Origin of the sequence: Rathayibacter sp. VKM Ac-2805 (genome assembly GCF_009834265.1) — a bacterium.
Classification (GTDB): Bacteria; Actinomycetota; Actinomycetes; order Actinomycetales; family Microbacteriaceae; genus Rathayibacter.
This window is the reverse complement of record NZ_CP047185.1, coordinates 1,660,201-1,684,466: the sequence shown is the minus strand read 5'-3', so window position 1 is coordinate 1,684,466 and position 24,266 is coordinate 1,660,201. Positions and strand designations below refer to the sequence as shown.

Here is a 24,266-nt window from a genome sequence, read left to right as displayed (position 1 = left end):
GGGCCGGGAGGTGGCGTGAGAGGCCCCGGAACCGTGCTAATGTCTTCTTCGGCCGCGGAAACGCAGGTCGAAGGAAACACTCGTCCGGGTGGCGGAAATGGCAGACGCGCTAGCTTGAGGTGCTAGTGCCCGTATAGGGCGTGGGGGTTCAAGTCCCCCCTCGGACACACTGATCGGAACCCCTCGTCTCTCTTCGGAGAGGCGGGGGGGTTCCGTCGTTTCCGGCACCTCCCTCCTCGTGCCGGTGGGAGGGATGCGGCGGGCGGAGAGAGCAGACGCCCCGCTCTTTCCCGAAGAGGCGGGGCGTCTCCTGCAGTAAACGGGCGCTCCTGCAGTAAACGGGCGCTCCTGCACCGCACGGGCGCTCCTGCACCGCAGGGCCCTCCTGCACAGACCGTGCCTCGGCGTCAGACGCCTGCTGTCGCCGGCGACCAGCCGAGAGCCGGAGCGATCGATTCCACGACAGTGCGCAGGAGCCGCGCGTTGTACTCGACCCCGAGCTGGTTGGGAACGGTGAGCAGCAGCGTGTCCGCCTCCTGCACGGCGGCGTCCGCAGCGAGCTCGGCGGCGACGGCGTCCGGCTCGCCCGTGTAGCTGCGGCCGAATCGGGCGCGGACGCCCTCGAGGGTGGCGACCTGGTCCTGCTCGCCGCGGCCGCCGAAGTACAGGCGGTCGAGATCGGTCGTGATCGGAAGGACGCTGCGCGACACGGAGACGCGCGGGGTGCGCTCCCAGCCCGCCTCGCTCCACGCGGCGCGGTACTCGCGGATCTGGCGGGCCTGCAGCTCGTCGAAGGGCACGCCCTCCTCCTCCAGGAGCAGGGTCGACGACTGCAGGTTCATGCCCTGCTCGGCCGCCCAGCGCGCGGTCGCGAAGCTGCCGGCACCCCACCAGATCCGGTCCTCGAGGCCGGGCGAGCGCGGCTCGATCGAGAGCGGGAGCGACTGGCGCGTCATCGCAGGATCGGACTGCGCGACCGGCGACCCGGCGAGCGCTTCCCGGAGGATCCGCACCTTCTGCCGGGCGAGGTCGGCGTCGGTCATCCCCTCCGGGGGGACGAAGCCGAACGCCTCGGACCCGCGCAGGGCCGTCTCGGGCGATCCCCGGCTGACCCCGAGCTCGAGCCGGCCGTCGGAGATCAGGTCGGTGGCGGCCGCCTCCTCCGCCATGTAGAGCGGGTTCTCGTAGCGCATGTCGATGACCCCGGTGCCGATCTCGATGCGGCGGGTGCGCGCGGCGATCGCCGCCAGCAGCGGGAACGGCGAGGCGAGCTGCGGCGCGAAGTGGTGCACGCGGACGTAGGCGCCGTCGATGCCGATCTCCTCCGCCGCCTCCGCGAGCTCGATCGCCTGGAGGAGGACGTCGCGAGCAGAGCGGGTCTGAGACCCGGGGACGGACTGGTAGTGGCCGAAGGAGAGGAAGCCGATGCGCGAGACCATGCCTGCCTCAGCGCCCGGGAGTCCCCCGCTATTCCCGGAGGGTGTGCACGGCGGTCGCCGAACCGCGACAGCGCTCCCGAGGAGTCCTCAATACACGTATGGTGGTCGCGTGCCCGCTGATGGGGCGGAGAGGGGTGGTCGTGGAGCCGATGGTCGGTCGCCTCGGGGCGACTCTCGGGGTCGCCATGCAGACGATCAGCGGGTCGCAGGTGCAGGCAGGCGCTCTCCGTCCGCAGCGGAACCGGTCGCCCGGTCGCGTCTCCGCGTCAGTGCGCCTCGAAGTCGGCGGAGACCGAGGCGGTGACCTCGATGTCCTCCGGCTTGAGGGCCAGCGGCTCCTCAGGAGAGGAGAACGCCTTGGCGCGGCTCATCACCGCCGAGCCGCCCTCGATGCGCGTGTGCGGCCGCAGTCCCGGCTCGAAGAGGGTCAGCACCCGCACCTCGGTCAGGCCGAGAGCCGCCGCATAGGCCTCGGCCCGCTCGCGCGCGTCGCGGACAGCAGCGGTGCGGACCTCGCGCTCGATGCCCGCCCGTCGTGCCGCCGTCACGTCCCAATCGACCCCCGAGATCTGGATCCCCGGCACCTCCGAGATCGAGCCGACCCAGCGCCCGAGAGCCGCGAAGTCCCGGTACTTCACCCGGACCCCGGCGGCCGCGACATGGAACAGCTGCGTGACGTCCGAGTCCTTGATGTACCGGCGGATCGAGGAGACCGAGATCTGATCGGAGGACCACCAGGTGGCGGCGCCGGACGCCTGCTCGGCGGCCGCCTCCTCACGGACCCGCGCGTGCAGGGCGGTGACCTCGGCGAGCGCCTGGGGCCGGGATCGCGACTCGCGCCGGATCTCGAGGCGGACGGTGCCCCGCTCGGCGGGGTGGAAGTGCTGGGCGAGACCGGCGACGGTGATGGTGACCATGGCCCCATCGTGCCGTACGCACCCCGTCAGCTCCGAGCGGCGAGCATCTCCCGGATGCGGTCGGCGAGGGCCCGCTCCGTCGTCAGGTTGCTGACCAGCTGGGCTCGGTGCCCCCCGCAGGCGCCTGGGAGGGGAGCTCCGCTGCTCGGGTCGACCCGGCTCAGCAGTGCCCGCTCCCCCTGGGCGATCGAGGCCTCGAGCAGGGCGAGCCGCCGCTCGAGCCTCTCGGTCTCGAAGCTCTCGGGCGTGATGTCGGACTCGCGGAAGTGGCCGGCTGTGGAAGTGGGGACGCTCATCGATGATCCGTTCCGTCGGGGGCGCCCAGGAGCGGCGCCATCACCAGGAAGACACCGGAGAACGGCGATCATGACGCGAAGGCGCGAAATGCACTGAGACGTGGCGCGCCACCGGCGGTCAGGAGCGGAAGACGGCCAGGTTCTCGTTCTCCACGATGGCGAGGGTGCGGACGAGGCGGGTGTAGCGCTCGACGAGCTCGCCCTCCCCCGCGCCCTGTCCCAGCAGGGCCGAGATGCTCTCGGCGGGGAAGAGGGAGACGATCTCCATCGCGACGGCTCGCGCGTGCTCGGAGGAGAGAGTGCGCGCGTACTCCAGAGCGCGGGTCAGCTGCGGCCTCTCCTCCCCCTCCGGACTCGCCGACGGCGCCGTCGTGGCGGCATGGCCGAGGACCGCCACGAAGACGCGGGCGATCTCGTCGACCCGGAGTGCGCGGACCAGGGTCAGCAGACGCGAGGAGACGCGGGAGACGCCGCGCGCGAGGAGCTCTCCGCTGAGGGCGCGCACCTCGATCACGTCGCCGCCGCCGAACTCGCCGGAGACGCGCTTGATGCCCGAGGCGAACAGGCTCGAGCCGGCTCCGATGCTCCGCTCGGCCTCGAGGTTGATCTCGACGCGGCCGCGACCGGTGGCCACTCCGGAGATCCAGCGCTGCTCCACGGGCGGATGCGCGTGCACGGCGCGGACGAGGGTGCCCGGGCCCGGCCCTCCCAGGGCGCCCAGGATGACCTCGGGGGTGCGCGCCCCGGCGATCCTGGTCGAGACGCCGTTGTGCGCGGCGAGCTCGGCGGCCCGCAGCTTGGAGCGGATGCCCCCTCGGCCGGTACCGCCCTTCTGCACGCCGATGCGGCGCAGCTCCGAGATGCCCAGCTCCTCGAGGTGCACGCCCTCGGCGATGCTGCCGGCGAAGACGCCGGGGACGTCGGTGAGCAGCAGCAGCAGGTCCGCGCCGAGGAGCATCGCCAGTCCGCCGGCGACGCCGTCGTTGTCCGAGCCGGCGGAGTCGATCGTGTCGTTGCCGTTGACCACGGGCACGACTCCGGCGTCGAGGGCGTGGCGGATCGCCTCGGCGACGTGTGCCATCTGCCGGGGAGAGGCGAGGTCGGACTCGCCGATGAGGATCTGCGCGACCAGGGCGCCCGAGAGCTCGGCCACCGAGCGGTAGAAGCCCATCAGGACGGTCTGGCCCACCGCTGCCGCCAGGCGGGCGCTGATCGGCTCCTCCTGCGAGCGGGCGAAGAGCGCCCGGCCCGAGGAGACGGCGCCGGAGGAGACCAGCACGACGTCCCAGCCCAGCGCGCGGGCGGCGAAGGCGCTCTCGAGCGCGCTGGCCAGGAGAACGGGATCCGGACCCGACTGCTTGGTGACCGAGCTGGACCCCATCTTGACCACGAGGGTCCTTCTGCGCGGCGCGGCCGGGGCGGTGGCGTCGGAGTCGGCGGGGTCGGGCAGGGCGTCGGACATGGCTCCCATGGTAGAGGCGCGGCAGGAGGCCCTCCCTCGCCGAGACCCGGTGGAGAACGCCCCCGGACGGGGATGTCGGAGGCGGATGCGAGACTGCCCGGGACGTCTGGAACCTCCTCCTCAGTGCGCCTCGCCGGGCGGTCGCGGAAGGGTCCGAGCGGCTCGCCGGTGGATGTCGGTGGCGATTGACATACTCGAACACATGTTCGAACATGGGCAGATGAGCCCCCCTTCACCCCTCGTCTCCGCGGAGACGGCCGAGGCCGCAGAGCCCCTTCTGCGGCAGCTCGCGTCGGTGAAGGAGCTGCAGTCCCGCATCCGGGACATGCAGGCGACCACTCTCGAGACCAGGAGCCTCGCCACCCTGCCGGCCTTCTCCTCCGTGCTCCCGGGCGGCTCGCTCAAGCAGGGTGCCGCCTACTCGGTGGAGGGCTCGATGAGTCTGGCGATGGGGCTGCTCGCCGGCCCGTCCGCCGAGGGCTCGTGGTGCGGCGTGGTGGGCGTCCCGGAGTTCGGGGCCGAGGCCGCGGCCGGCATGGGGATCGACCTCGAGCGCCTGGTGCTCGTGCCCGCACCGGCCGAGCACTGGCTCACCGTCACCGCCGCTCTGGTCGATGTGCTGACCGTCGTGCTCACCCGTCCGCCCGCCTCCGTCTCCTCGGCCGACGTCTCGCGTCTGGGAGCACGACTGCGCCAGCGGGGTGCCGCGCTCGTGGTCCTCGGCGAGTGGCCCCAGGCCGAGGCGCGGCTCAGCATCCGCAGCAGCCGCTGGGAGGGGCTCGGCGACGGCCACGGCTACCTGCGCTCCCGGGAGGCGATGGTCGATGTGGTCGGCCGGGCCGGCACCCGGGTGCGCACGGTGCGGATGAGCATGCCCGGCGTCGAGAGCGCCTTCGGCTCCCGGGTCGAGCACGGCCGCCTGCACGAGCGGGCGGTCTGAGATGGCGAGCGCACCTGAGCTGCGGCGGACGATCCTCGTCTGGTGCCCCGACTGGCCCCTCCTCGCGGCCGCCGCCGACGCCGGCCTCGGCGACGAGCACCCCCTGGCCCTCACGGAGAAGAGCCTGGTCTTCGCCTCCTCCCCCGCTGCCCGGGCGGAGGGGGTCCGGCGGGGCATGCGCGTGCGCGAGGCGCAGTCCCGTTGCACGGGTCTCGCCGTCCTCCCGTACGACCCGGTGCTCGACCACCGGGCGTTCGAGCCGCTCATCCAGGCGCTCGAGGAGATCACCCCGGGCGTCCAGCTGATCCGGCCCGGTCTGTGCGCGATCCGCGCCCGCGGTCCGCGCCGCTACTACGGGAGCGAGCAGAGCGCGGCCGAGGCGATCCTGCAGCGGCTGGCCGAGCTGGGTCTCCCCGACGCCCGCATCGGGATCGCCGACGGGCTCTTCGCCTCCGAGCTCGCCGCGAAGCACTCCGGCCGCCCCGTCGCCGTCGTGCCCCCAGGAGCAGCGGCAGGCTTCCTCGCTCCTCTCCCGCTCGACGCCCTCGAGACCGAGTCCGTCGCAGCCCCTGCCCGTGCTCCCCGCCGGGGGGACGACCTGGTGGCGCTCCTGCGCAGACTCGGCGTCCGCACCCTCGGCGCCTTCGCCGCCCTCCCTCGCGAGGACGTCGCCGCCCGGTTCGGACCGGAGGGCGCCCACGCGCACCTCCTCGCCGCCGGTGCGGAGTCGGAGACGGTGGTGCCCCGGCTCCCGCCGGAGCGTCTCGACCGGGCGATGGAGTTCGAGCCCCCTCTGGACCGCATCGACCAGGCCGCCTTCGCCTTCCGCGTCCCCGCGGAGGAGTTCGTCGCCGGGCTCACCCGCGCACAGCTGGTCGCGACCGCCATCCGCATCGAGGTCGTCAGCGAGCGCGGTGAGGTCTCCTCCCGGAGCTGGCTGCACCCGAGATGGTTCACCCCGGGCGACGTGCTCGACCGGGTCCGCTGGCAGCTGCAGGGCAGCGGGGAGATCGACACCGGTCTCGGAGCGCCGATCTCGCGGCTGTGCGTCGAGCCCGAGGCGGTCGACGCGATCGGCAACCACGAGCAGGGTCTCTGGGGCACCGCTCCGGAGGAGCGCGTCCACCACGGGCTGAGCCGTGTGCAGAGCATGCTCGGGCACGAGGCCGTGATGACCGCGTCGATCGGCGGGGGTCGATCCCTCCGCGACCGCCAGCACCTGATCCCCTGGGGCGACCGGGAGCCGGGCGACGCACGGCCGAGGACCCTGCCCTGGCCCGGCTCCCTGCCGCCGCCCCTCCCGCCGACGGTCTTCGCGGAGCCCGCGGCCGTGCTGGTCCGCGGACCGAGGGGCGAACCCGTCGCCGTCGACGAGCGCGGCGCCCTCAGCTCCGTGCCCGCCTACTTCACCCCCGGGACCTCTCAGGCACGCCTGGAGCCCCTCGCCGGATGGGCGGGTCCCTGGCCGATCGACGAGCGCTGGTGGGATCCGAGCACCGCCGTCCGCTACGACCGCTTCCAGGTGGTCGACGCCGCCGGTGTCGCCTGGCTGCTGCTCTGCCTCGACGGGGTCTGGGCAGCAGAGGCCCGCTACGACTGAACCGGAGCATCCCTCCACCACCGCGAACGAGCACCGAAGGAGCCCCGATGGGCTGGAACAACCCGCCGATCCCCTGGTCGGAGTTCGAGCGCCGCCTCTCCAGCGGCAAGCGCGCCGACGGCACGGTCGTCCGGGGCGACGGCGGCGACAGTCCGGCCTGGTCGCACAAGCGCCCCGCCTACGTGGCAGGGGACGACGTCCGTCCGCCGGCTCATCCGGTGCCCTACGCCGAGCTGCACGCCCACTCCCACTTCAGCTTCCTCGACGGGGCGAGCAAGCCGGAGCAGCTGGTCGAGGAGGCGGTCCGGCTCGGCATCGACACTCTCGCGCTCACCGACCACGACGGCCTCTACGGCATCGTGAGGATGGCCGAGGCCGCGCAGGGGCACGCCGTCCGCACGGCCTTCGGAGCCGAGCTCTCGATCGGGCTCACCTCGCCTCAGAACGGGGTCGCCGATCCGGAGGGGACCCACCTGCTCGTCCTCGCGCGCCGCGAGGAGGGCTACCACCGCCTCGCCCGTGCGATCACCACCGCCCAGCTCGCCGGAGCCGAGAAGGGCAAGCCGAGCTACGACCTCGAGGAGCTCGCGCGCGCCGCCGACGGCCACTGGATCGTGCTGACGGGCTGCCGCAAGGGAGCGGTCCGTCAAGCGCTCGCCGCCGCAGGAGTGGCCGCGGCCGAGCAGGAGGTCTGCGAGCTCGTCCGGCTCTTCGGTCCCGCCAACGTCCTCGTGGAGCTGTACGACCACGGGGATCCCCTCGCCTCGCGCGCCAACGACCAGCTGGCGGCGATCGCCGAGAAGCTCCGGCTGCGGACGGTCGCCACCGGGAACGTGCACTACGCCCGGCCGGAGGAGCGCCCCCTCCAGACGGCCCTCGCCGCGGTCAGAGCACGCCGGAGCCTCGACGAGATGGACGGCTGGCTCCCCGCCGCGGGCGGCGCCCACCTGCGCTCCGGCGCCGAGATGGCCGAGCGCTTCGGCCGCTACCCCGGCTCCGTGGAGAACACGGTGCGAGTCGCCGACGAGATCGCCTTCGAGCTCGGCCGAGTCCGGCCCCGGCTGCCGCGCCAGGAGGTCCCCGAGGGGCACACCTCGATGAGCTGGCTGCGCGAGCTCGTGCGCGAGGCCGTGCCGGCCAAGTACCCCCGCGCCGACGCCGACGTCCTCGCGCGCCTCGAGAAGGAGCTCGCGGTGATCGAGCAGAAGGACTTCCCGGGCTACTTCCTGATCGTCCACGACATCGTCCACTACGCCAAGCGGAACGGCATCCTCTGCCAGGGACGCGGCTCGGCCGCCAACTCGGCGGTCTGCTACGTCCTGGGCATCACGGCGGTCGACTCGATCTTCTACGACCTGCCGTTCGAGCGGTTCCTCTCCAGCATCCGCGACGAGGAGCCCGACATCGACGTCGACTTCGACTCGGAGCGGCGCGAGGAGGTGATCCAGTACGTCTACCGGAAGTACGGACGTCTGAACGCGGCCCAGGTCGCCAACGTCATCACCTACCGGCCCAAGTTCGCCGTGCGCGACATGGCCAAGGCCCTCGGATACAGCGCCGGGCAGCAGGACGGCTGGTCGAAGCAGGTCGAGCGGTGGGGGTCCGTCACCGAGAGCACCGACCACGACATCCCCGAGGACGTGGTCGCCCTGACCACCCAGGTGCTGGGCACGCCCCGGCACCTGGGCATCCACTCCGGCGGCATGGTGCTGACCGACCGGCCCGTGGGCGAGGTCTGCCCGATCGAGCCCGCCCGGATGGAGGACCGCACCGTCCTGCAGTGGGACAAGGACGACTGCGCCTGGATGGGCCTGGTCAAGTTCGACCTCCTCGGGCTCGGGATGCTCGCCGCCCTGCAGTACACGTTCGACCTCGTCGCCGAGCACGTCGGCGAGAAGTGGGACCTCTCCACCCTCCCCCGGGAGGAGAAGGGCGTCTACGACCAGCTCTGCCGCGCCGATTCGATCGGGGTGTTCCAGGTCGAGAGCCGGGCGCAGATGGGCACCCTCCCCCGGCTGCAGCCGCGCCGCTTCTACGATCTGGTGATCGAGGTAGCGCTCATCCGCCCCGGCCCCATCCAGGGCGGTGCGGTCCACCCCTACATCCGCCGCAAGCTCGGCGAGGAGCCGGTGACGTACCAGCACCCCCTCCTCGTGACGCCGCTCAAGCGCACCCTCGGCGTGCCGCTCTTCCAGGAGCAGCTCATGCAGGTGGCCGTGGCCGTCGGCGACTGCAACGCGGAGGACGCCGACCTGCTGCGCCGGGCGATGGGGTCCAAGCGCGGGACCGAGAAGATCGAGACCCTCCGCGAGCGGCTCTACCAGGGGATGGCCCGCAACGGCATCACGGGCGAGGTCGCGGACGACATCTACCTCCGGATCCAGGCCTTCGCGAACTTCGGCTTCGCCGAGAGCCATGCGATCAGCTTCGCCCTGCTGGTCTACGCGAGCGCCTGGCTCCGCCTGCACTACCCCGCTGCGTTCACCGCCGCGCTGCTGCGGGCGCAGCCCATGGGCTTCTACGCCCCGCACACCCTGGTCGCAGATGCCCGGCGTCACGGAGTGGAGGTCGTCTCGCCCGACGTCAACCGCTCGCTGGCGCCTCCCGGGCTCGAGGCGAAGGAGGACGCCCCCGCACGCCGGAGGGGTGTCGCCGCCTACGGGAGCGACGACTGCCTCCGCGCCGATCAGCCGCCCACGGGGCTGTTCGACCGCACCGAGCACTTCCACACGGACGACCACAGGCGCGACAGCGGCTTCGTGATCAGGCTCGGGCTGGCCGGGGTGAAGGGCATCGGCACCGCGCTCGCCGAGCACATCGTCGCCGAGCGCGAGCGCGGCGGACCCTACGCGAGCATGGCCGACCTCTCGCGTCGGGTCGGCACGACCGCGGCTCAGCTGGAGGCCCTCGGTGCCGCGGGCGCCTTCGACTCGCTCGGTCTGCAGCGCCGGCAGGCGCTCTGGGAGGCCGGCACCGCCGCAGGCGACCGCGAGGAGTTCCTCGCCGGTTCCACGGTCGTCGTGCAGCCCCCGCTCCTGCCGATGCTCTCCCCTCAGGAGCGCGTGGTCTTCGACTTCTGGGCCACCGGCATCTCGCCCGACGACCATCCGCTGCGCCACCTCCGCGAGGGACTCGCTCGCCGCGGCGCCCGCTCCTCGGCCGATCTCCCCGCCATCCCCTCGGGGACCCGGATCGAGGTCGGCGGGGTCGTGATCCACCGCCAACGTCCCTCCACAGCCGGTGGAGTGACCTTCCTCAACCTCGAGGACGAGCACGGGATCCTCAACGTGATCTGCTCCGTCGGAGTATGGAACCGCTACCGCCGCGTGGCCCGCGAGGCACCCGCCCTGCTGGTCAGGGGAATCCTCGAGCGCTCCGACGAGGGGGTGACGAACCTCCTCGCCGACAGGTTCGAGACCCTCACGGTCGGCGCTCGCACCACCTCCCGCAACTTCCGATGACCCCTCAGCGGCACCGCCCGCTCGCCCCACGAGAAAGCGACACCATGACCACTCTCGACCACGCCGCTCCCGCTCCGCACCTCGATGCGCCGCTCCTGAACGACCGCGAGCTGCGCGAGCGCGTCTCCTCGCTGATCGGACCGGCCTACCGCCGGGCCCTGTGGCCGATCTTCCTCGACCGCGACGGCGTGCAGCTGCCGATCCTCTACCCGGTGGACGGGCTCCCCGTGCACCCCGACGAGGAGAAGACCGAGCGGATCGTCGCCACCCTCGCCAAGGCCGTGGCGCACCAGGACGTGGGCTCGCTCGCCTTCGCCCTCGAACGTCCCGGGCGCGCCTTCCTCGGCGAGACCGATCGGGTCCTCGCCCGTCACCTGGCGGCGGCGTGCCACAAGCGGGCCATCCCCCTTCGCGCGCTCCTGCTCGTCCACGACGAGGGAGTGCGGGTCGTGACCGCGACGGAGTACGCCGCGGTCACGCTCTGAGCGCTCGGGCCCGAGGCGGCCGTTCAGGACAGCGGCGGCCGGCCACCTGATCAGCCGGCCGCCACGGAGCTCAGGCGCTCAGGCGCTCAGCGTCACCAGCAGCGAGGAGGCGCCGAGGTCCACCTCGGTGTCCCCGGGCTGCACCGCGTACTCCCCGACGCCGAGCAGCGTCTCCGCCACCTCCGGCAGGGCGATGCGGGCGGCGGACTCGCCGACGTTGATCGCCACGGTCACCCGACCGCGGCCGAGAGTCAGCCAGCGGGCCTCCTCGTCGAACTCCACGCGGAGCGACCCGAAGCGCGGGTCCGTCAGCTCGGGGTAGCGGCGGCGGATCGCCGCCAGCTCGCGGTACACCTCGAGGGTGCGGGCGTGACGCCCCTCCCCGACCTCGGACCAGTCGAGCCGCGAGCGCAGGAACGTCTCCGGGTCCTGCGGATCGGGCACGACCTCCGGGTCCCAGCCCATCTTCGCGAACTCCTCGATGCGGCCCTTCGCCGTCGCCTCGCCCAGATCCTTCTCCGGGTGCGAGGTGAAGAACTGCCACGGGGTCGACGCCGCCCACTCCTCGCCCATGAACAGCATGGGAGTGAAAGGGCCCAGCAGCGTCAGAGCAGCGGCGATCGCGAGACGGCCCTCGTCGAGGGACGCCGTCAGACGGTCGCCGACCGCCCGGTTGCCGATCTGGTCGTGGTTCTGGCTGCAGACCACCAGGCGCCAGGTCGGCATGTGCTCGGTGTCCACCGGACGGCCGTGGTGGCGGCCGCGGAACGTCGAGAGGGTGCCGTCGTGGAAGAAGCCCCGGGTCAGCACCTTCGCGAGGGCGCCGAGCGGCGCGAAGTCCTCGTAGTAGCCCGTGGTCTCCCCGGTCAGCGCGACGTGGACCGCGTGGTGGAAGTCGTCGCTCCACTGCGCGTCGAGCCCGTAGCCGTGCGCCTCCCGCGGAGTGATCAGCGTCGGGTCGTTGAGGTCGGACTCGGCGATCAGCGTCAGAGGGCGCCCGACGTGAGCCGACAGCACGGCCACCTCGCTCGCCATCTCCTGGAGCACGTGCACGGCCCGCTCGTCCGAGAGGGCGTGCACCGCGTCCAGGCGCAGGGCGTCGACGTGGTAGTCGCGCAGCCACATCAGAGCGTTGTCGATGATGTACCCGCGGACGGTGTCCGAACCCTCGCCGTCCAGGTTGATCGAGCTGCCCCAGGTGTTGGCCTTCTCGTTCTTGAGGTACGGGCCGAACTCCGGCAGGTAGTTGCCGCTCGGGCCGAGGTGGTTGTAGACGACGTCCTGGACCACGCCGAGGCCGGCACGGTGGGCGGCGTCCACGAAGCGCTGGTACGCCTCGGGTCCGCCGTACGGCTCGTGCACGGCGTACCAGAGGACGCCGTCGTAGCCCCAGTTGTACGTTCCGTTCACCGCGTTGACCGGCAGCAGCTCGATGAAGTCCACGCCGATCGAGCGCAGGTGCTCGAAGCGCTCCGCCGCCGCGTCCAGGGTGCCCTCGGGTGTGAACGTGCCGAGGTGCAGCTCGTAGATGACGGCGCCGGCGAGCTCGCGCCCGGTCCAGGCGGAGTCGCCCCACTCGTGCGCCGAGGGGTCGAACGTGCGCGAGAGCTCGTGCACGCCCTTCGGCTGGCGACGCGAGCGGGGATCCGGCAGCGGACCACTGCCGTCCACCCGGTACCCGTAGTCGACCTCGCCGGTGGCCGGGGCCGACGCGGGCGCCCGCCACCATCCGTCGTCTCCGTGGCGGGTCATCGTCATCGACGAGTCGTCGCCGAGAAGGAGCTCGACCGTCGAGGCCTCGGGGGCCCAGACGTCGAACCGCTCGGGCCCGGTCGTCGGGAGTGCGTAGCGGTAGGGAGTCGTGCTGATCACTGCTGTCTCCAGGAGGGGTCGGATCGGTCTGCGGTGCGGTGGCGGAACCGGTCAGGAGACCGGGGCGAGCAGTGCCACGGGGTAGTCGGCGAGGATCTCGGCGACCGGAGTCACTCCTCCCGCGAAGGTGCGGCCGGTCAGGACGTCCTCCATCGGGTGCCCGGGCAGGACCACGACCGTGCCGTTCCACCCGCCCGAAGCGGCGAGGCCCTCGGGGAGCCGGGTCGCGACGGTCAGCGCGCCGCCGCGGTCGAAGGCGATCGCGTGCTCGGCGGCGGGCCCGATCGCGGGGACGGCGGCATAGCGGGTGAACAGCTCGGGGCGGTCGCGGCGGAGCCGGAGGGCGCGCGAGGTGACGAGGAGCTTCGCGGCTCCCTCGGCGTCGATCGCGGGCTTCCAGCCGCCGTCGATCCGCTCCAGCAGCGCTCGACGCTGCCCGAAGTCGACCTCGCGGCGGTTGTCCGGGTCGACGAGGGAGGTCTCCCAGAGCTCGCTGCCCTGGTAGACGTCCGGGATGCCCGGGGCGGTGATCTGCACGAGCTTCGCGGCGAGGCCGTTCGACCAGCCGGCGGCCGACACCCGCTCGACGGTCTGCTCGACCAGCCGGCGGACGGCGGGCTCGTCGAACGCCGCGTCGATCGCCGCGTGCATCCGCTTCTCGAACTGCTCGTCAGGAGCGGTCCAGTGCGTCGAGTCGTCGGCCTCGCGCGACGCCTTCTCGGCGTAGGCGTGCAGGCGCTCGCGGCTCGCGGGCCAGGTCCCCACGACGGCCTCCCAGAGCAGGTGCTCGATCGGGCCGTCGCCGAAGCCGACGAGGTCGTGGAGCTCGCGGAGCGTCGCCGCCCACGCCTCCGGGTCCTCGGCCAGTGCGGTGATGCGGGCACGGGTGTCCTCGCCGCGCTTCGTGTCGTGGGTCGAGAGCGTGGTGAGCGAGGCGGGGAACGAGGCCTGGCGCACGGCCTGGCGGCGGTGGAACTCGACCAGGTCGATCGCGAACTCGTCCGGGTCCGCTCCGACCTCGTTCAGCGAGGTGAGGCGGCTGAAGCGGTAGAACGCCGTGTCCTCGACGCCCTTCGCCATCACCATGCCGGAGGTCTGCTGGAAGCGCACGGACACCGGCGTGCCGGTCTCGCCGAGCGCCGCGGCGACCTCGTCGATGGTCGCGCGGATCTCGGGGCGGCGGCGCACGGCGTCGACGCGGGCGTGCTCGAGGTGCTCCGCTCCGTAGGGGAGGTAGCTGCGGTAGACCGGGTAGGTCGCCAGGAGCTCCGCCAGCGCGTCGTCCGCTCCCTCGATGCCGGGGATCAGGCGGGCCAGCCGCAGGACCTCGGAGCGGAGGATCCCGTCCGCGATGCCGCGCTTGGTGTCGTGGATGAGGTCGGCCCACTGCAGCGGGGCGCCCTTCCCCGTGAGCTCGGCGTCGAGGCCCTCCAGCACGGGGCGGGCGTCGGGGTCGACCAGGATGCGGTCGACGTCGGCCAGGGCGTCGTAGCCCGTGGTGCCGACGGTCGCCCAGTGCGGCGGGAGCTCCTCGTCGCCCTCGAGGATCTTCTCGACCCAGATCGGCGCGCCGCCGATCGCGCGGGCCAGGTCGTCGAGGTATCCGCCCGGGTCGGCCAGGCCGTCCGGGTGGTCGACGCGCAGGCCGTCTGCGAGCCCCTCGGTGAACCAGCGGACGATCTCGGAGTGCGAGGCGTCGAACACCTCGGGCCGCTCGACCGTGATGGCGGCGAGGGTGTTCACCGCGAAGAAGCGGCGGTAGTTCAGCTCGGCGTCGGCGCGGCGCCAGTTCACGAGCTCGTAGCTCTGGCGCTCGTGCACCGTGCGGCCGGAGTCGCCGGGCTCGGCGGTGCCGGGCGCGATCGGCAGGCGGTTCTCGTAGTAGTGCAGCTCGTCGCCGACGACCTCGAGCGCGTCGAGCTCGCTGTCGCTGTCGCCCTCGCTCGCACCGTCGCCGAGGATCGGCACGCGCAGCTTCCCGCCCCCCGCCCCCCAGTCGATGTCGAAGGCGGTGGCGTAGCGGGAGGACTTCCCGTTCCTCAGCAGGTCCCACCACCACGAGTTCTCGCTCGGGGTCGCGACGCCCATGTGGTTGGGGACGATGTCGATGAGGACGCCGAGGCCCTCCGCCCGCGCCGCGGCCGAGGCGTTCGCCAGGCCGGCCGCGCCACCGCGGTCGGGATCGACCTCGGTGTGGTCCACCACGTCGTAGCCGTGGTCCGAGCCGGGCTCGGCCTTCAGCAGCGGCGAGAAGTACAGCCAGTCCGCTCCGAGCGCGCGCACGTAGTCGGCGACGCGGGCGGCGTCGTCGAGGTCGAACGCCGACCGGATCTGGAGGCGGTAGGTGGAGGCGGGCAGACGCACGTCAGGCTCCTGTCGAGGGTGCGGTCGCGGAGTCGGTCGACTCGGCGTGGGGGCTGGTGGGTCCCGTCGAGGAGACGATCGGGATGGCCGAGGTGGCGGCCAGGGACGCGAGCGAGGCGGCGACCGAGTGGTCGACCTCGGGCTCGGGGGTGCTGTGCTCCTGAAGGATGACGAGCGACTTCGCCTGGACGGTGAGCATCGCCCCCGCCGGACGCGGGATCGAGTCCGCCTCGGCGCCGGCGGTGTCGACGAGGACGCTCCACTCGAGCGCGTACTCGTCACTCGGGATCGCGAACTCGACGTCGACGTCGTCGGCGTTGAAGTACAGGAGGAAGCTGTCGTCGGTGACGGGGCGCCCGCGCTGGTCGCGCTCGCGGATCCCGTTGCCGTTGAGGTAGATGCCCACCGATCGGCCGAGACCGGAGTCCCAGTCGGACGGGGACATCTCGGTGCCGGCGGCGGTGAACCAGACGATGTCGGGCAGGGGCTCGCCGTCGCCGCGCAGGACGGGGCGGCCGTCGAAGAAGCGCATGCGTCGGAAGGTCGGGTGCTCGGCGCGCAGGCGGATGAGCGCCGCGGTGAACTCGAGCAGCGGCCGGTCGGCGTGCGCCCAGTCGATCCAGGCCAGCTCGCTGTCCTGGGCGTAGGTGTTGTTGTTGCCGTTCTGGGTCCGGCCCAGCTCGTCGCCGTGGAGGATCATCGGGACGCCCTGGGAGATCAGCATCGTCGCGAGGAAGTTCCGCTGCTGGCGCGCCCGGAGCGCGAGCACCCGCGGGTCGTCCGTGGGCCCCTCCACGCCGTGGTTCCAGGAGCGGTTGTGCGACTCGCCGTCGTTGCCGTCCTCGCCGTTGGCGTCGTTGTGCTTCTCGTTGTACGAGACCAGGTCCCGGAGGGTGAAGCCGTCGTGCGCCGTGACGAAGTTGATCGAGGCGACCGGGTAGCGGCCCGAGTGCGCGTAGAGGTCGGCCGAGCCGGTGAGGCGCGAGGCGAACTCCCCCAGCGTCGACGGTTCGCCGCGCCAGAAGTCGCGGACCGTATCGCGGTACTTGCCGTTCCACTCCGTCCACTGGGGCGGGAAGTTGCCCACCTGGTAGCCGCCGGGCCCGACGTCCCACGGCTCGGCGATCAGCTTCACCTGCGAGACCACCGGGTCCTGCTGGACGAGCTCGAAGAAGGTGGAGAGCCGGTCGACGTCGTAGAACTCGCGTGCGAGCGCCGAGGCGAGGTCGAAGCGGAAGCCGTCGACGCGCATCTCCGTCACCCAGTACCGCAGCGAGTCCATGATGAGCTGCAGCGAATGCGGGTGGCGCACGTTCAGGGTGTTCCCGGTGCCGGTGTAGTCCATGTAGTAGCGCTTGTCGTCGTCGACGAGGCGGTAGTAGGCCTCGTTGTCGATGCCGCGGAACGACAGCGTGGGGCCGAGGTGGTTGCCCTCCGCCGTGTGGTTGTAGACCACGTCGAGGATGACCTCGATGCCGGCCGCGTGGAGCGCCTTCACCATGCTCTTGAACTCCTGGACCTGCTGGCCCTGGTCGCCCGTGGAGGAGTAGGTGTTCTGCGGTGCGAAGAAGCCGATCGTGTTGTAGCCCCAGTAGTTCGAGAGGCCCTTGTCCATCAGCGTGGAGTCGTTCACGAACTGGTGCACGGGCATGAGCTCGATCGCCGAGACGCCCAGGTGCTTGAGGTGGTCGATCACCGCGGGGTGGGCGACTCCGGCGTAGGTGCCGCGGAGCTCCTCCGGCACGTCGGGGTGCGTCTTGGTGAGCCCCTTCACGTGCGCCTCGTAGATCACGGTGCTGTCGTAGGAGGTGCGCGGGCGGCGGTCACCGGCCCAGTCGAAGAAGGGGTTGATGACAACGCCCATCATCATGTGCGGCGCCGAGTCCTCGTCGTTCGTCGAGTCCGGGTCGCCGAAGGTGTACGAGAAGAGGGACTGGTCCCAGTCGATCTCCCCCGAGATCGCCTTCGCGTAGGGGTCCAGCAGCAGCTTGTTCGGGTTGCAGCGGTGGCCGGCATCGGGGTCGTACGGTCCGTGGATGCGGAAGCCGTAGCGCTGGCCCGGCTGGACCTGCGGGAGGTAGCAGTGCCAGACGTAGGCGTCCGACTCCTGGATCTCGACGCGCGTCTCGGTGCCGTCCTCCTCGAAGAGGCACAGCTCGACGCGCTCGGCGATCTCGCTGAACAGGGCGAAGTTCGTGCCGCTTCCGTCGAACGTCGCGCCCAACGGGTAGGCGGTTCCGGGCCAGGTCTCCACGAGACTCCTCAGGGGATTGTTCTCGGGCAGTCCGGGAGACGCCGATGTGCGGTCTGCGGATGCCCGACGTCGGGGGTGATGGTCCGTCACTTCCGCAACGGACCGACTGCTCAGCTTAGCGAGCGTGTCTCGAGCATTCCCCTGACGGTCAGCGCTCATCGCGCGGTCCTCCTCCGGTGGTCACGACCGGCGGCCGGAACCGCCGTCCGGTTCGTCCTGCGGGCGCGTGAGCGGGCAGGTCGTTCCGGTGGGTCACGCTCGAACAGTACGGTCGCGCCCGGTCCGCCGGGGAGGGCTGGCGCCGCGCCGGGTGCATCGGCTAGAACGCGCCGGAGGGACTGTCCGGCGCGCGCGGAGGGGCCGGCCGGGCTGGGCGGGAGCAGCGATCGGCTCCGTCGTCGAGAGCGCGGCGCCACGTACCGGGGCGCCTCACCGCGATCAGTGCGAGCCGAGCCTGCGCCGCAGGAGATCGATCCGCGCCTGCAGCTGGGTCACGCTCGCCTGCGCCACCGCGGGTCCGCCGCAGAGCCGGCGCAGCTCGGTGTGCACCTGGCCGTGCGACTCGCCCGTCCCCCGCGCCCACAGGCCGACCAGGGAGTTGAGCAGGCTGCGCTGCTCCTTGAGCGTGCGGTAGAGCGGTGCCGGGATCTCGCTCGCCGGCTCGGCCGGGGCCGCCGCCCCCGCGCGGCTGCCGGCGCGCTTGGCCTGCCGCTGCTGCCGGTGCTGGAGCAGCTCCCGCACCTGGTCGGGCTCGAGGAGCCCCGGCAGGCCGATGAAGTCGAGCTCCTCCTCGCTCTCGACCTCGACCTCCATCCCGAACTCGGCGCCCTCGTAGACGACGCGGTCGAAGGTGGCGGCCGAGCCGATCGACTCGAAGCGGCCCTCCTCCAGGAGATCCGAGGACGCCTTGTCGCTGCGCTCGGCGTCGGCCATCAGATCGGCCTCGGGGTACTCCTCGTCGTCGGAGGTCCTGCGGTCGAGGGCGTGATCGCGCTGCAGCTCCATCGAGCCCGCCAGCGCGAGCAGGCCGGGCACGTTCGGGAGGAACACCGAGGCGGTCTCGCCGCGGCGTCGCGCGCGCACGAAGCGGCCGATCGCCTGGGCGAAGAACAGAGGAGTCGACGCCGATGTCGCGTAGACGCCGACGGCGAGCCTCGGCACGTCGACGCCCTCGGAGACCATGCGGACCGCGACCATCCAGCGACTGGTGTCCTTCGCGAACTCCTCGATCCGGTCGCTCGCCTCCTTCTCGTCGGAGAGCACGACGGTGACGGTCTCGCCGCTGATCTCGCGGAGCATCGCGGCGTAGGCGCGCGCGGTGTAGTGGTCGGTCGCGATGACCAGGCCGCCGGCGTCGGGCACGGCGCGCCGCACCTCGGTGAGGCGGGTGTTCGCGGCGCGGAGGACCGAGGGGATCCAGTCGCCCTTCGGGTCCAGCGCGGTCCGCCAGGCCTGCGAGGTGATGTCCTTGGTGTTGCCCTCGCCGAGCCGCGCCTCCATCTCGTCGCCGGCCTTCGACTTCCAGCGCATCTGCCCGGCGTAGACCATGAACAGCACCGGCCGGACGACGCCGTCCGCGAGCGCGCGGCCGTAGCCGTAGGCGTAGTCGGTGAGCGAGGTGCGGATGCCCTCCTCGTCCGGCAGGTAGCTGACGAACGGGATCGCTGCCGTGTCCGAGCGGAACGGCGTCCCGGTCAGCGAGAGCCGGCGGACGGCGGGCTCGAAGGCCTCGCGCACCGCGTCGCCCCAGCTGAGCGCGTCGCCGGCGTGGTGCACCTCGTCGAGGATGACGAGGGTGCGCCCGGACAGGGTGAGCTCGCGGTGGAGCTCGGCGCGGACGGCGACCTGCGCGTAGGTGACGGCGACGCCGTGGTAGTGGCGGGCGTGGCGGCCCATGCGGTTGGTGAAGGTCGGGTCCAGGCGGATGCCGACGCGGTGCGCGGCCTCGGCCCACTGGCGCTTGAGGTGCTCCGTCGGCGCGACCACGGTGATCCGGTCGACCGTGCGGTTGTGCAGCAGCTCGGCGGCCAGCCGCAGCGCGAAGGTGGTCTTGCCCGCGCCCGGGGTCGCGGCGGCCAGGAAGTCGCGCGGCTCGTGCTGGAAGTAGGCCTCGAGCGCCTCCGCCTGCCAGGCGCGGAGCTTGTTCGCGGTACCCCACGGCGCCCTGCCCGGGAACGACGGGGACAGGTGCTCAGCGGCGGAGGTGCCGACCTGATGACCGAAGCTCGAGGGACTGTTCACGTGGACCGAATCTAGCCGACGCCACCGACAGCGGCTCGGTCTCCGCGGTCCGCCGGGAGGCGCACGGCGTGTCGCGCCGTGCCACCGGCGGCCGGGTGCGGAGCATGATGGAGGGATGGTCGAGCAGCGTCACCCGTGGTCCCGCTACGTCGCCCTGGGCGACTCCTTCACCGAGGGGATCGGCGATCCCGAGCCCGGCAGCCCCGGCGGGCACCGCGGCTGGGCGGACCGCGTGGCGGAGGTCCTGGGCAGCCAGAACGAGGACTTCGCCTACGCCAACCTGGCGGTCCGCGGCCGCCTCCTGCAGCAGATCGTCGACGAGCAGGTCGAGCCCGCCCTGGAGCTGCGCCCCGACCTCATCACCATCTCCGCGGGCGGGAACGACGTCATCCGCCCGGGGACCGACCCGGACGACATCGCGTCCCGCTTCGAGTCGGGCCTCGCCCGGCTCCGCTCCGACGGGGCGACCGTCGTCCTCTTCACCGGAGTGGATGTGGGCTTCTCCCCCGTGTTCGGACGGATCCGCGGGAAGGTCGCGATCTACAACGAGAACCTGCGGGCGCTGGCCAAGCGGTACGACTGCATCGTCGCCGACCAGTGGTCCCTCCAGGAGATCCAGGACGTGCGGATGTGGGCGCCGGACCGCCTGCATCTCAACCCGCACGGCCACCACGAGGTCGCGCGCATGGTCCTCGAGTCGCTGAACGTCGAGAACGACCTGCGCCCCCTGGCCCCGGAGCCGCTGCACGCCCGCACCTGGCGTGCCGCCCGCACGGAGGACATCCAGTGGGCGCGGGAGTACCTCGTGCCGTGGGTGCTGCGCCGCGTCCGCCACCAGTCCTCCGGCGACTTCATCACCGCCAAGCGGCCCTCCGCCGAGCGCTGGAGCACCGATCCCGCGGCCTCGGAGCCGGGATCGGTCGTGCCGGGCAACGCGACGCCGGAGGAGGTCGCCGAGGACATCGCGACCGCGGGCGTGCGGATCATCGGCGATAGGGCCGCGGATCCCCTGGCCTGATCCGCTCCCGGGAGGCGGCGGCTCGCCCCGCGCTCAGCCGAACAGCTCGGCCGGGTGGCCGAGGCGCCAGGCGAAGCCCGGGTCCTCGATCGACCCGTCGGCGACGAGGGGAAGCTCGTACGGGGTGCCGTTGACGTCGACGGTCGCGGTCCCCACGCGCTCGCCGTCGGCGACGGTCTCGAGCGGATCGAGGGCGACCGTGGTCGTCGTCGAGACCGCGCCCCACACCAGCACAGACCGCGCCTCCGCAGTCTCGGCCGTCGCCGTCTCCCCCCACGCGCTGGTGAGGGTGCCGTAGTCCTGGCCCTCGACGGTCAGCGGGACGGTCCGGAAGCCCGCCTCGACGGTCGGGACGAGGGTCAGCACGTCCGCGGCGAGCTGCGGGTGCGTGCGCGCGCCCACCACCACGCCGACCAGGGTGACCGGCCGGCCCTCGACGGTCGCGTCGAGCGAGAACAGCAGGCACGAGCCCGCCTCGTCGGTCGTCCCCGTCTTGATCCCGTCCACTCCCGAGCGGCCGAGGAGCGAGTTGGTGTTGTCGACCTCGCCGACCCCCGGGATGACCGCGGTCGGCATCGCGACGATCGGAGCGAGCACCGGGTCCGCGATCAGCAGCTCGCCCAGGCGCACCATCTCGGCCGTCGTGCTGACCGTCGCCGGCGAGAGCCCGCTGGTGTCGGCGAGGGAGGTCCGCTCGAGCCCCTGCCCGTCGAGCCAGCCGCGCGCCGCGGCGAGGAAGGCGTCCTCCGAGCCGTACGCCCAGATCGCGAGGGACTTCGCATAGTTGTTCGCGGACGGGAGCATCATGGCGGTCAGCGCCTCCCGCTCGGTCAGCTGCAGACCCGCGGTGACCGGAGCGTTCGAGCCGTTCTCGGCCAGTGTGTCGTTGTAGTACTGCACGTCCGCGCTCGTGAAGGTGATGGTCTCCCCGTCCGTCCCCTCCGCGAGCGGCTTCGCCGCGAGGACGACGAGAGCGGTGACGACCTTGGCGATGCTCCCCGTCGGCACGGTTCCGGTGGAGCCGTAGCGGGCGAGCAGCCCGTCCTCCTCCGTCCCGTCGATGCCCACGGCCGCCACGGCGCCGGAGCCGTAGGCCGGCCAGGCCGGAGCGGGCGCGTCGACGGTGCTCGAGTCGGGGTGCACCGCGACGGCGCTCGCCGTCGGCAGCTCCGCGGTCGCCGCGTTGGTCGCGTAGGCACCGCCTCCGCCGACCAGCACGGTCGCGGCGACGAGACCGGCGACGACCGCCCCGCGCCGTCGACGCGGTCGCGGCTCCGGCGCGGCGGGCTCCCCGAACAGGTCGAGGGCGTCGTCGGATCGGGTCGGGGAGGTCACCCCGTCATCGTACGGGCGGGCCTCTCCCCCGTCCCGGACGCCGCCCCGTCGTCGGACGCGGCGGGTGACGCGCGGCACCGACCCCGATCCCGCGTCGCGAGCGTCAGCGGCGGGTCACCACCGGGCCGCCGAGCGCTGGAGCCCGGCGGTCAGCGCCCGCGGGTCAGCGCCCACAGTGCGACGGCGCTCGCCGAGGCCACGTTGAGCGAGTCGACGCCGTGCAGCATCGGGATGGTGACGACGGTGTCCGAGGCGTCCAGCGCCGCGCGGCTGAGCCCGTCCCCCTCGGCGCCCAGGACGATCGCGACGCGCTCGGGGCGAGCCGCCGCGTACTCGTCGAGCGGCACCGCGTCCGGAGCGAGCGCCAGCGCGGCGACCGAGAACCCGGCCTCCTCCAGAGCCCGGCGAGCCGGTGCCCACTCGGGGGTGCGGGTCCACGGCACCTGCAGGACCGTGCCCATGCTCACCCGGACGCTGCGACGGTACAGGGGGTCCGCGCAGCGCGGCGTCACGAGGACCGCGTCCGCGCCCATGCCGGCCGCGGCGCGGAAGACGGCGCCGACGTTGGTGTGGTCGACCAGGTCCTCCAGGATCACGACGAGGCGCGCGCCCTCCAGCAGCTCGGCCATCGGCCGCAGCGGCGGACGGTGCATCGAGGCGAGCGCTCCGCGGTGGAGGTGGAACCCGGTCAGCTCCTCGATCAGCGGATCCGGCGCCACGAAGACCGGCACCTCGGGGTGACGCTCGAGCACCCCGGCCGCGTCCGGCAGCCGCTTCTCCTGCACCAGGACCGAGCGGGGGCGGTGCCCGGCGTCGAGCGCCCGCTCGATCACCTTGGCCGACTCGGCGATGTACAGACCGCCCTCCGGCTCCAGCACCCGCCGCAGCGCCACGTCGGTGAGGCGGTGGTAGTCGGCGAGGAGCGGGTGGTCGAGGTCGGTGATGTGCACGATCGGCATCCCGGCAATCTAGGGCACGGCGCGGACTAAACTCGTCCAGGGGCCGCTCGAACGGCCCTCGAAGGAGGCGCGGATGGAGTCGAGTCCGACACCGGTCGCCGAGGGCCCCGAGGCGCTCGCGGTCGAGCAGGCCGTCGAACTCCTCAGCGGGCGCCGCATCGCCGCCGTCACCGGCGCGGGCATGAGCACCGACTCGGGCATACCCGACTACCGCGGAGCCGGGGCCCCGGTGCGCAGCCCGATGACCTACTCCCAGTTCGTCGCCGATCCCGACTACCGCCGCCGGTACTGGGCCGGCAGCCAGCTCGGCTGGCGCCGCTTCACCAGCACGCTCCCCAACGACGGCCACAGGGCCCTGGCCCGGCTCGAGGAGCGCGGCCTGCTCACGGGCGTCGTCACCCAGAACGTCGACGGCCTGCACGTCCGGGCCGGCTCGCGCCGTGTGGTGGATCTGCACGGCTCGGCGGACCGTGTGCGCTGCATGACCTGCGGCCAGTACTTCGCCCGCGACGCGGTGGCCGAGCGGATCGAGGCGCTCAACCCCTGGCTCGACGACCCCGACGTCTCCTCCCTCAACCCCGACGGCGACGCCGAGGTCCACGACGTCTCGGCGATGACCGTCCCCGAGTGCACGGTCTGCGGCGGGATCCTGAAGCCGGACATCGTCTTCTTCGGCGAGTTCATCCCGACCGAGCGGTTCGAGGAGGCGCGCGCCATCGTCGCGGGCGCCGACGCCCTGCTCGTGGCCGGCTCGTCGCTCGTGGTCAACTCCGGCATCCGCTTCCTCGAGATCGCCCGTCGCGCCCGGATGCCGATCGTGATCGTCAACCGCGGCACCACCAAGGGCGACTCGCGCGCGAGCATCAAGATCGACGGCGGCACCAGCGAGGTGCTCCGCGAGCTCGCCGAGCGCCTGCCCGCGCGCCGCACCGCCGCCCTCTGAGCTCCCGCCCGCTCCGCACCCGACCTCCCGAGAGGCCCCTGTGACCCAGCTCACCCTCGTCCGCCACGGCCAGACCGACTGGAACGCCGCCCGGCGCATCCAGGGCAGGAGCGACATCCCGCTCAACGCGACCGGGCGCGCCCAGGCGCGGGCGGCGGCGCGGCTGCTCGCCGACCGGCGCTTCGACGCGGTGGTCGCCAGTCCGCTGCAGCGCGCCTTCGACACCGGAGCGATCATCGCGCGCGGTCTCGGACTCGACGAGCCGCTGGCGGTGCCGGGCCTGGCCGAGCGCGCCTACGGCGAGGCGGAGGGGATGACCGGTCCCGAGCTCGCCGAGCGCTTCCCCGGAGGCATCGAGCGCGCGCCGATCCCCGGCTGCGAGACCCGCGCCGAGGTCGTCGAGCGGGCGACCGCCGCGCTGCTCGAGGTGGCCGAGCGCTTCCCCGACGCGTCCGTCGTCGTCGCCACGCACGGTGCGGTCATCGGCAGCCTGATCCGGGCGCTCAGCAGCGAGGACCTCCCCGTGCACGGCGTCTCGGTCGGCAACGGCTCCCGGCACGACTTCGCGATCGTCGACGGGGCACTGCGCATCGTCGGCGTCGACGACTCCGGCGACGTGGTCGTGGCGGACGTCGACCTCGACGACGTGCTCAGCCCGGCTCCGGGAGCCTGACGGCCCT

General features: G+C 72.6%; 17 protein-coding genes and 1 tRNA gene. 8 read left to right on the top strand and 10 right to left on the bottom strand.

The window, feature by feature from the left end; translation table 11 throughout:
• Positions 1 to 82: 82 nt before the first annotated feature.
• Positions 83 to 167 (top strand) — tRNA-Leu (locus GSU40_RS07850).
• Positions 168 to 407: 240 nt separating this feature from the next.
• Here the strand turns inward: GSU40_RS07850 and GSU40_RS07845 are convergent.
• The 4 genes from GSU40_RS07845 to proB form a co-directional block, all read right to left on the bottom strand.
• The gene (locus GSU40_RS07845) at positions 408 to 1,439 is read right to left on the bottom strand and encodes an LLM class flavin-dependent oxidoreductase (RefSeq protein WP_160034336.1); all 1,032 of its coding nucleotides are present in this window, start codon (positions 1,437 to 1,439) and stop codon (positions 408 to 410) included.
• Positions 1,440 to 1,705: 266 nt separating this feature from the next.
• Complete coding sequence (locus GSU40_RS07840) at positions 1,706 to 2,356, bottom strand: SIMPL domain-containing protein (protein ID WP_160034334.1); 651 nt, start codon at positions 2,354 to 2,356, stop codon at positions 1,706 to 1,708.
• A 26-nt stretch (positions 2,357 to 2,382) separates the two neighbouring features.
• Positions 2,383 to 2,652 carry a hypothetical protein gene (locus GSU40_RS07835; RefSeq protein WP_104250347.1) on the bottom strand — a complete coding sequence of 90 codons (270 nt, stop codon included), beginning with the start codon at positions 2,650 to 2,652 and terminating at the stop codon, positions 2,383 to 2,385.
• Between the two features lie 118 nt (positions 2,653 to 2,770).
• Positions 2,771 to 4,114 (bottom strand): glutamate 5-kinase, encoded by a 1,344-nt coding sequence (proB, locus tag GSU40_RS07830; RefSeq protein ID WP_160034332.1) that lies wholly within the window; start codon positions 4,112 to 4,114, stop codon positions 2,771 to 2,773.
• Positions 4,115 to 4,334: 220 nt separating this feature from the next.
• Here proB and GSU40_RS07825 point away from each other — a divergent pair, with 220 nt between their 5' ends.
• From GSU40_RS07825 to GSU40_RS07810, 4 genes are read left to right on the top strand one after another with little or no spacing between them, the layout of a single operon-like run.
• Positions 4,335 to 5,054 carry a hypothetical protein gene (locus tag GSU40_RS07825; protein WP_104225270.1) on the top strand — a complete coding sequence of 240 codons (720 nt, stop codon included), beginning with the start codon at positions 4,335 to 4,337 and terminating at the stop codon, positions 5,052 to 5,054.
• A gap of 1 nt (position 5,055) precedes the next feature.
• A complete protein-coding gene (locus GSU40_RS07820) occupies positions 5,056 to 6,654 on the top strand; it encodes a DNA polymerase Y family protein (RefSeq protein WP_104225271.1) in 1,599 nt (532 codons plus the stop codon).
• A 47-nt stretch (positions 6,655 to 6,701) separates the two neighbouring features.
• On the top strand, positions 6,702 to 10,115 hold the full coding sequence (locus tag GSU40_RS07815) for an error-prone DNA polymerase (protein WP_160034330.1): 3,414 nt from the start codon (positions 6,702 to 6,704) through the stop codon (positions 10,113 to 10,115).
• 44 nt (positions 10,116 to 10,159) lie between these two features.
• Positions 10,160 to 10,600 carry a hypothetical protein gene (locus GSU40_RS07810; RefSeq protein WP_104221992.1) on the top strand — a complete coding sequence of 147 codons (441 nt, stop codon included), beginning with the start codon at positions 10,160 to 10,162 and terminating at the stop codon, positions 10,598 to 10,600.
• A gap of 78 nt (positions 10,601 to 10,678) precedes the next feature.
• Here GSU40_RS07810 and treZ read toward each other — a convergent pair whose 3' ends face one another.
• From treZ to GSU40_RS07790, 4 genes are all read right to left on the bottom strand, one after another.
• Positions 10,679 to 12,472, bottom strand: a complete 1,794-nt coding sequence (treZ, locus tag GSU40_RS07805) for a malto-oligosyltrehalose trehalohydrolase (RefSeq protein WP_244229628.1) — start codon at positions 12,470 to 12,472, stop codon at positions 10,679 to 10,681.
• 51 nt (positions 12,473 to 12,523) lie between these two features.
• Positions 12,524 to 14,836, bottom strand: a complete 2,313-nt coding sequence (gene treY / locus GSU40_RS07800; RefSeq protein ID WP_160034328.1) for a malto-oligosyltrehalose synthase — start codon at positions 14,834 to 14,836, stop codon at positions 12,524 to 12,526.
• 1 nt (position 14,837) lies between these two features.
• A complete protein-coding gene (gene glgX / locus GSU40_RS07795; protein ID WP_160034326.1) occupies positions 14,838 to 17,090 on the bottom strand; it encodes a glycogen debranching protein GlgX in 2,253 nt (750 codons plus the stop codon).
• Between the two features lie 438 nt (positions 17,091 to 17,528).
• Positions 17,529 to 19,331, bottom strand: a complete 1,803-nt coding sequence (locus GSU40_RS07790; RefSeq protein WP_104237466.1) for a DEAD/DEAH box helicase — start codon at positions 19,329 to 19,331, stop codon at positions 17,529 to 17,531.
• 115 nt (positions 19,332 to 19,446) lie between these two features.
• Here GSU40_RS07790 and GSU40_RS07785 point away from each other — a divergent pair, with 115 nt between their 5' ends.
• Positions 19,447 to 20,349: an SGNH/GDSL hydrolase family protein gene (locus tag GSU40_RS07785; RefSeq protein WP_160034324.1), complete on the top strand. Its 903-nt coding sequence runs from the start codon at positions 19,447 to 19,449 to the stop codon at positions 20,347 to 20,349.
• 33 nt (positions 20,350 to 20,382) lie between these two features.
• Here GSU40_RS07785 and GSU40_RS07780 read toward each other — a convergent pair whose 3' ends face one another.
• Together GSU40_RS07780 and GSU40_RS07775 are read right to left on the bottom strand one after the other, a co-directional pair.
• The gene (locus tag GSU40_RS07780) at positions 20,383 to 21,684 is read right to left on the bottom strand and encodes a serine hydrolase (protein ID WP_160034322.1); all 1,302 of its coding nucleotides are present in this window, start codon (positions 21,682 to 21,684) and stop codon (positions 20,383 to 20,385) included.
• Positions 21,685 to 21,833: 149 nt separating this feature from the next.
• Positions 21,834 to 22,643, bottom strand: a complete 810-nt coding sequence (locus GSU40_RS07775; RefSeq protein ID WP_104232619.1) for an RNA methyltransferase — start codon at positions 22,641 to 22,643, stop codon at positions 21,834 to 21,836.
• 73 nt (positions 22,644 to 22,716) lie between these two features.
• Between GSU40_RS07775 and GSU40_RS07770 the strand changes: the two genes are divergently transcribed.
• Together GSU40_RS07770 and GSU40_RS07765 are read left to right on the top strand one after the other, a co-directional pair.
• Positions 22,717 to 23,586, top strand: coding sequence for a Sir2 family NAD-dependent protein deacetylase (locus GSU40_RS07770; RefSeq protein WP_104250355.1), 870 nt, complete (start codon positions 22,717 to 22,719; stop codon positions 23,584 to 23,586).
• Between the two features lie 40 nt (positions 23,587 to 23,626).
• The gene (locus GSU40_RS07765) at positions 23,627 to 24,259 is read left to right on the top strand and encodes a histidine phosphatase family protein (RefSeq protein WP_104232621.1); all 633 of its coding nucleotides are present in this window, start codon (positions 23,627 to 23,629) and stop codon (positions 24,257 to 24,259) included.
• Positions 24,260 to 24,266 lie beyond the last annotated feature (7 nt).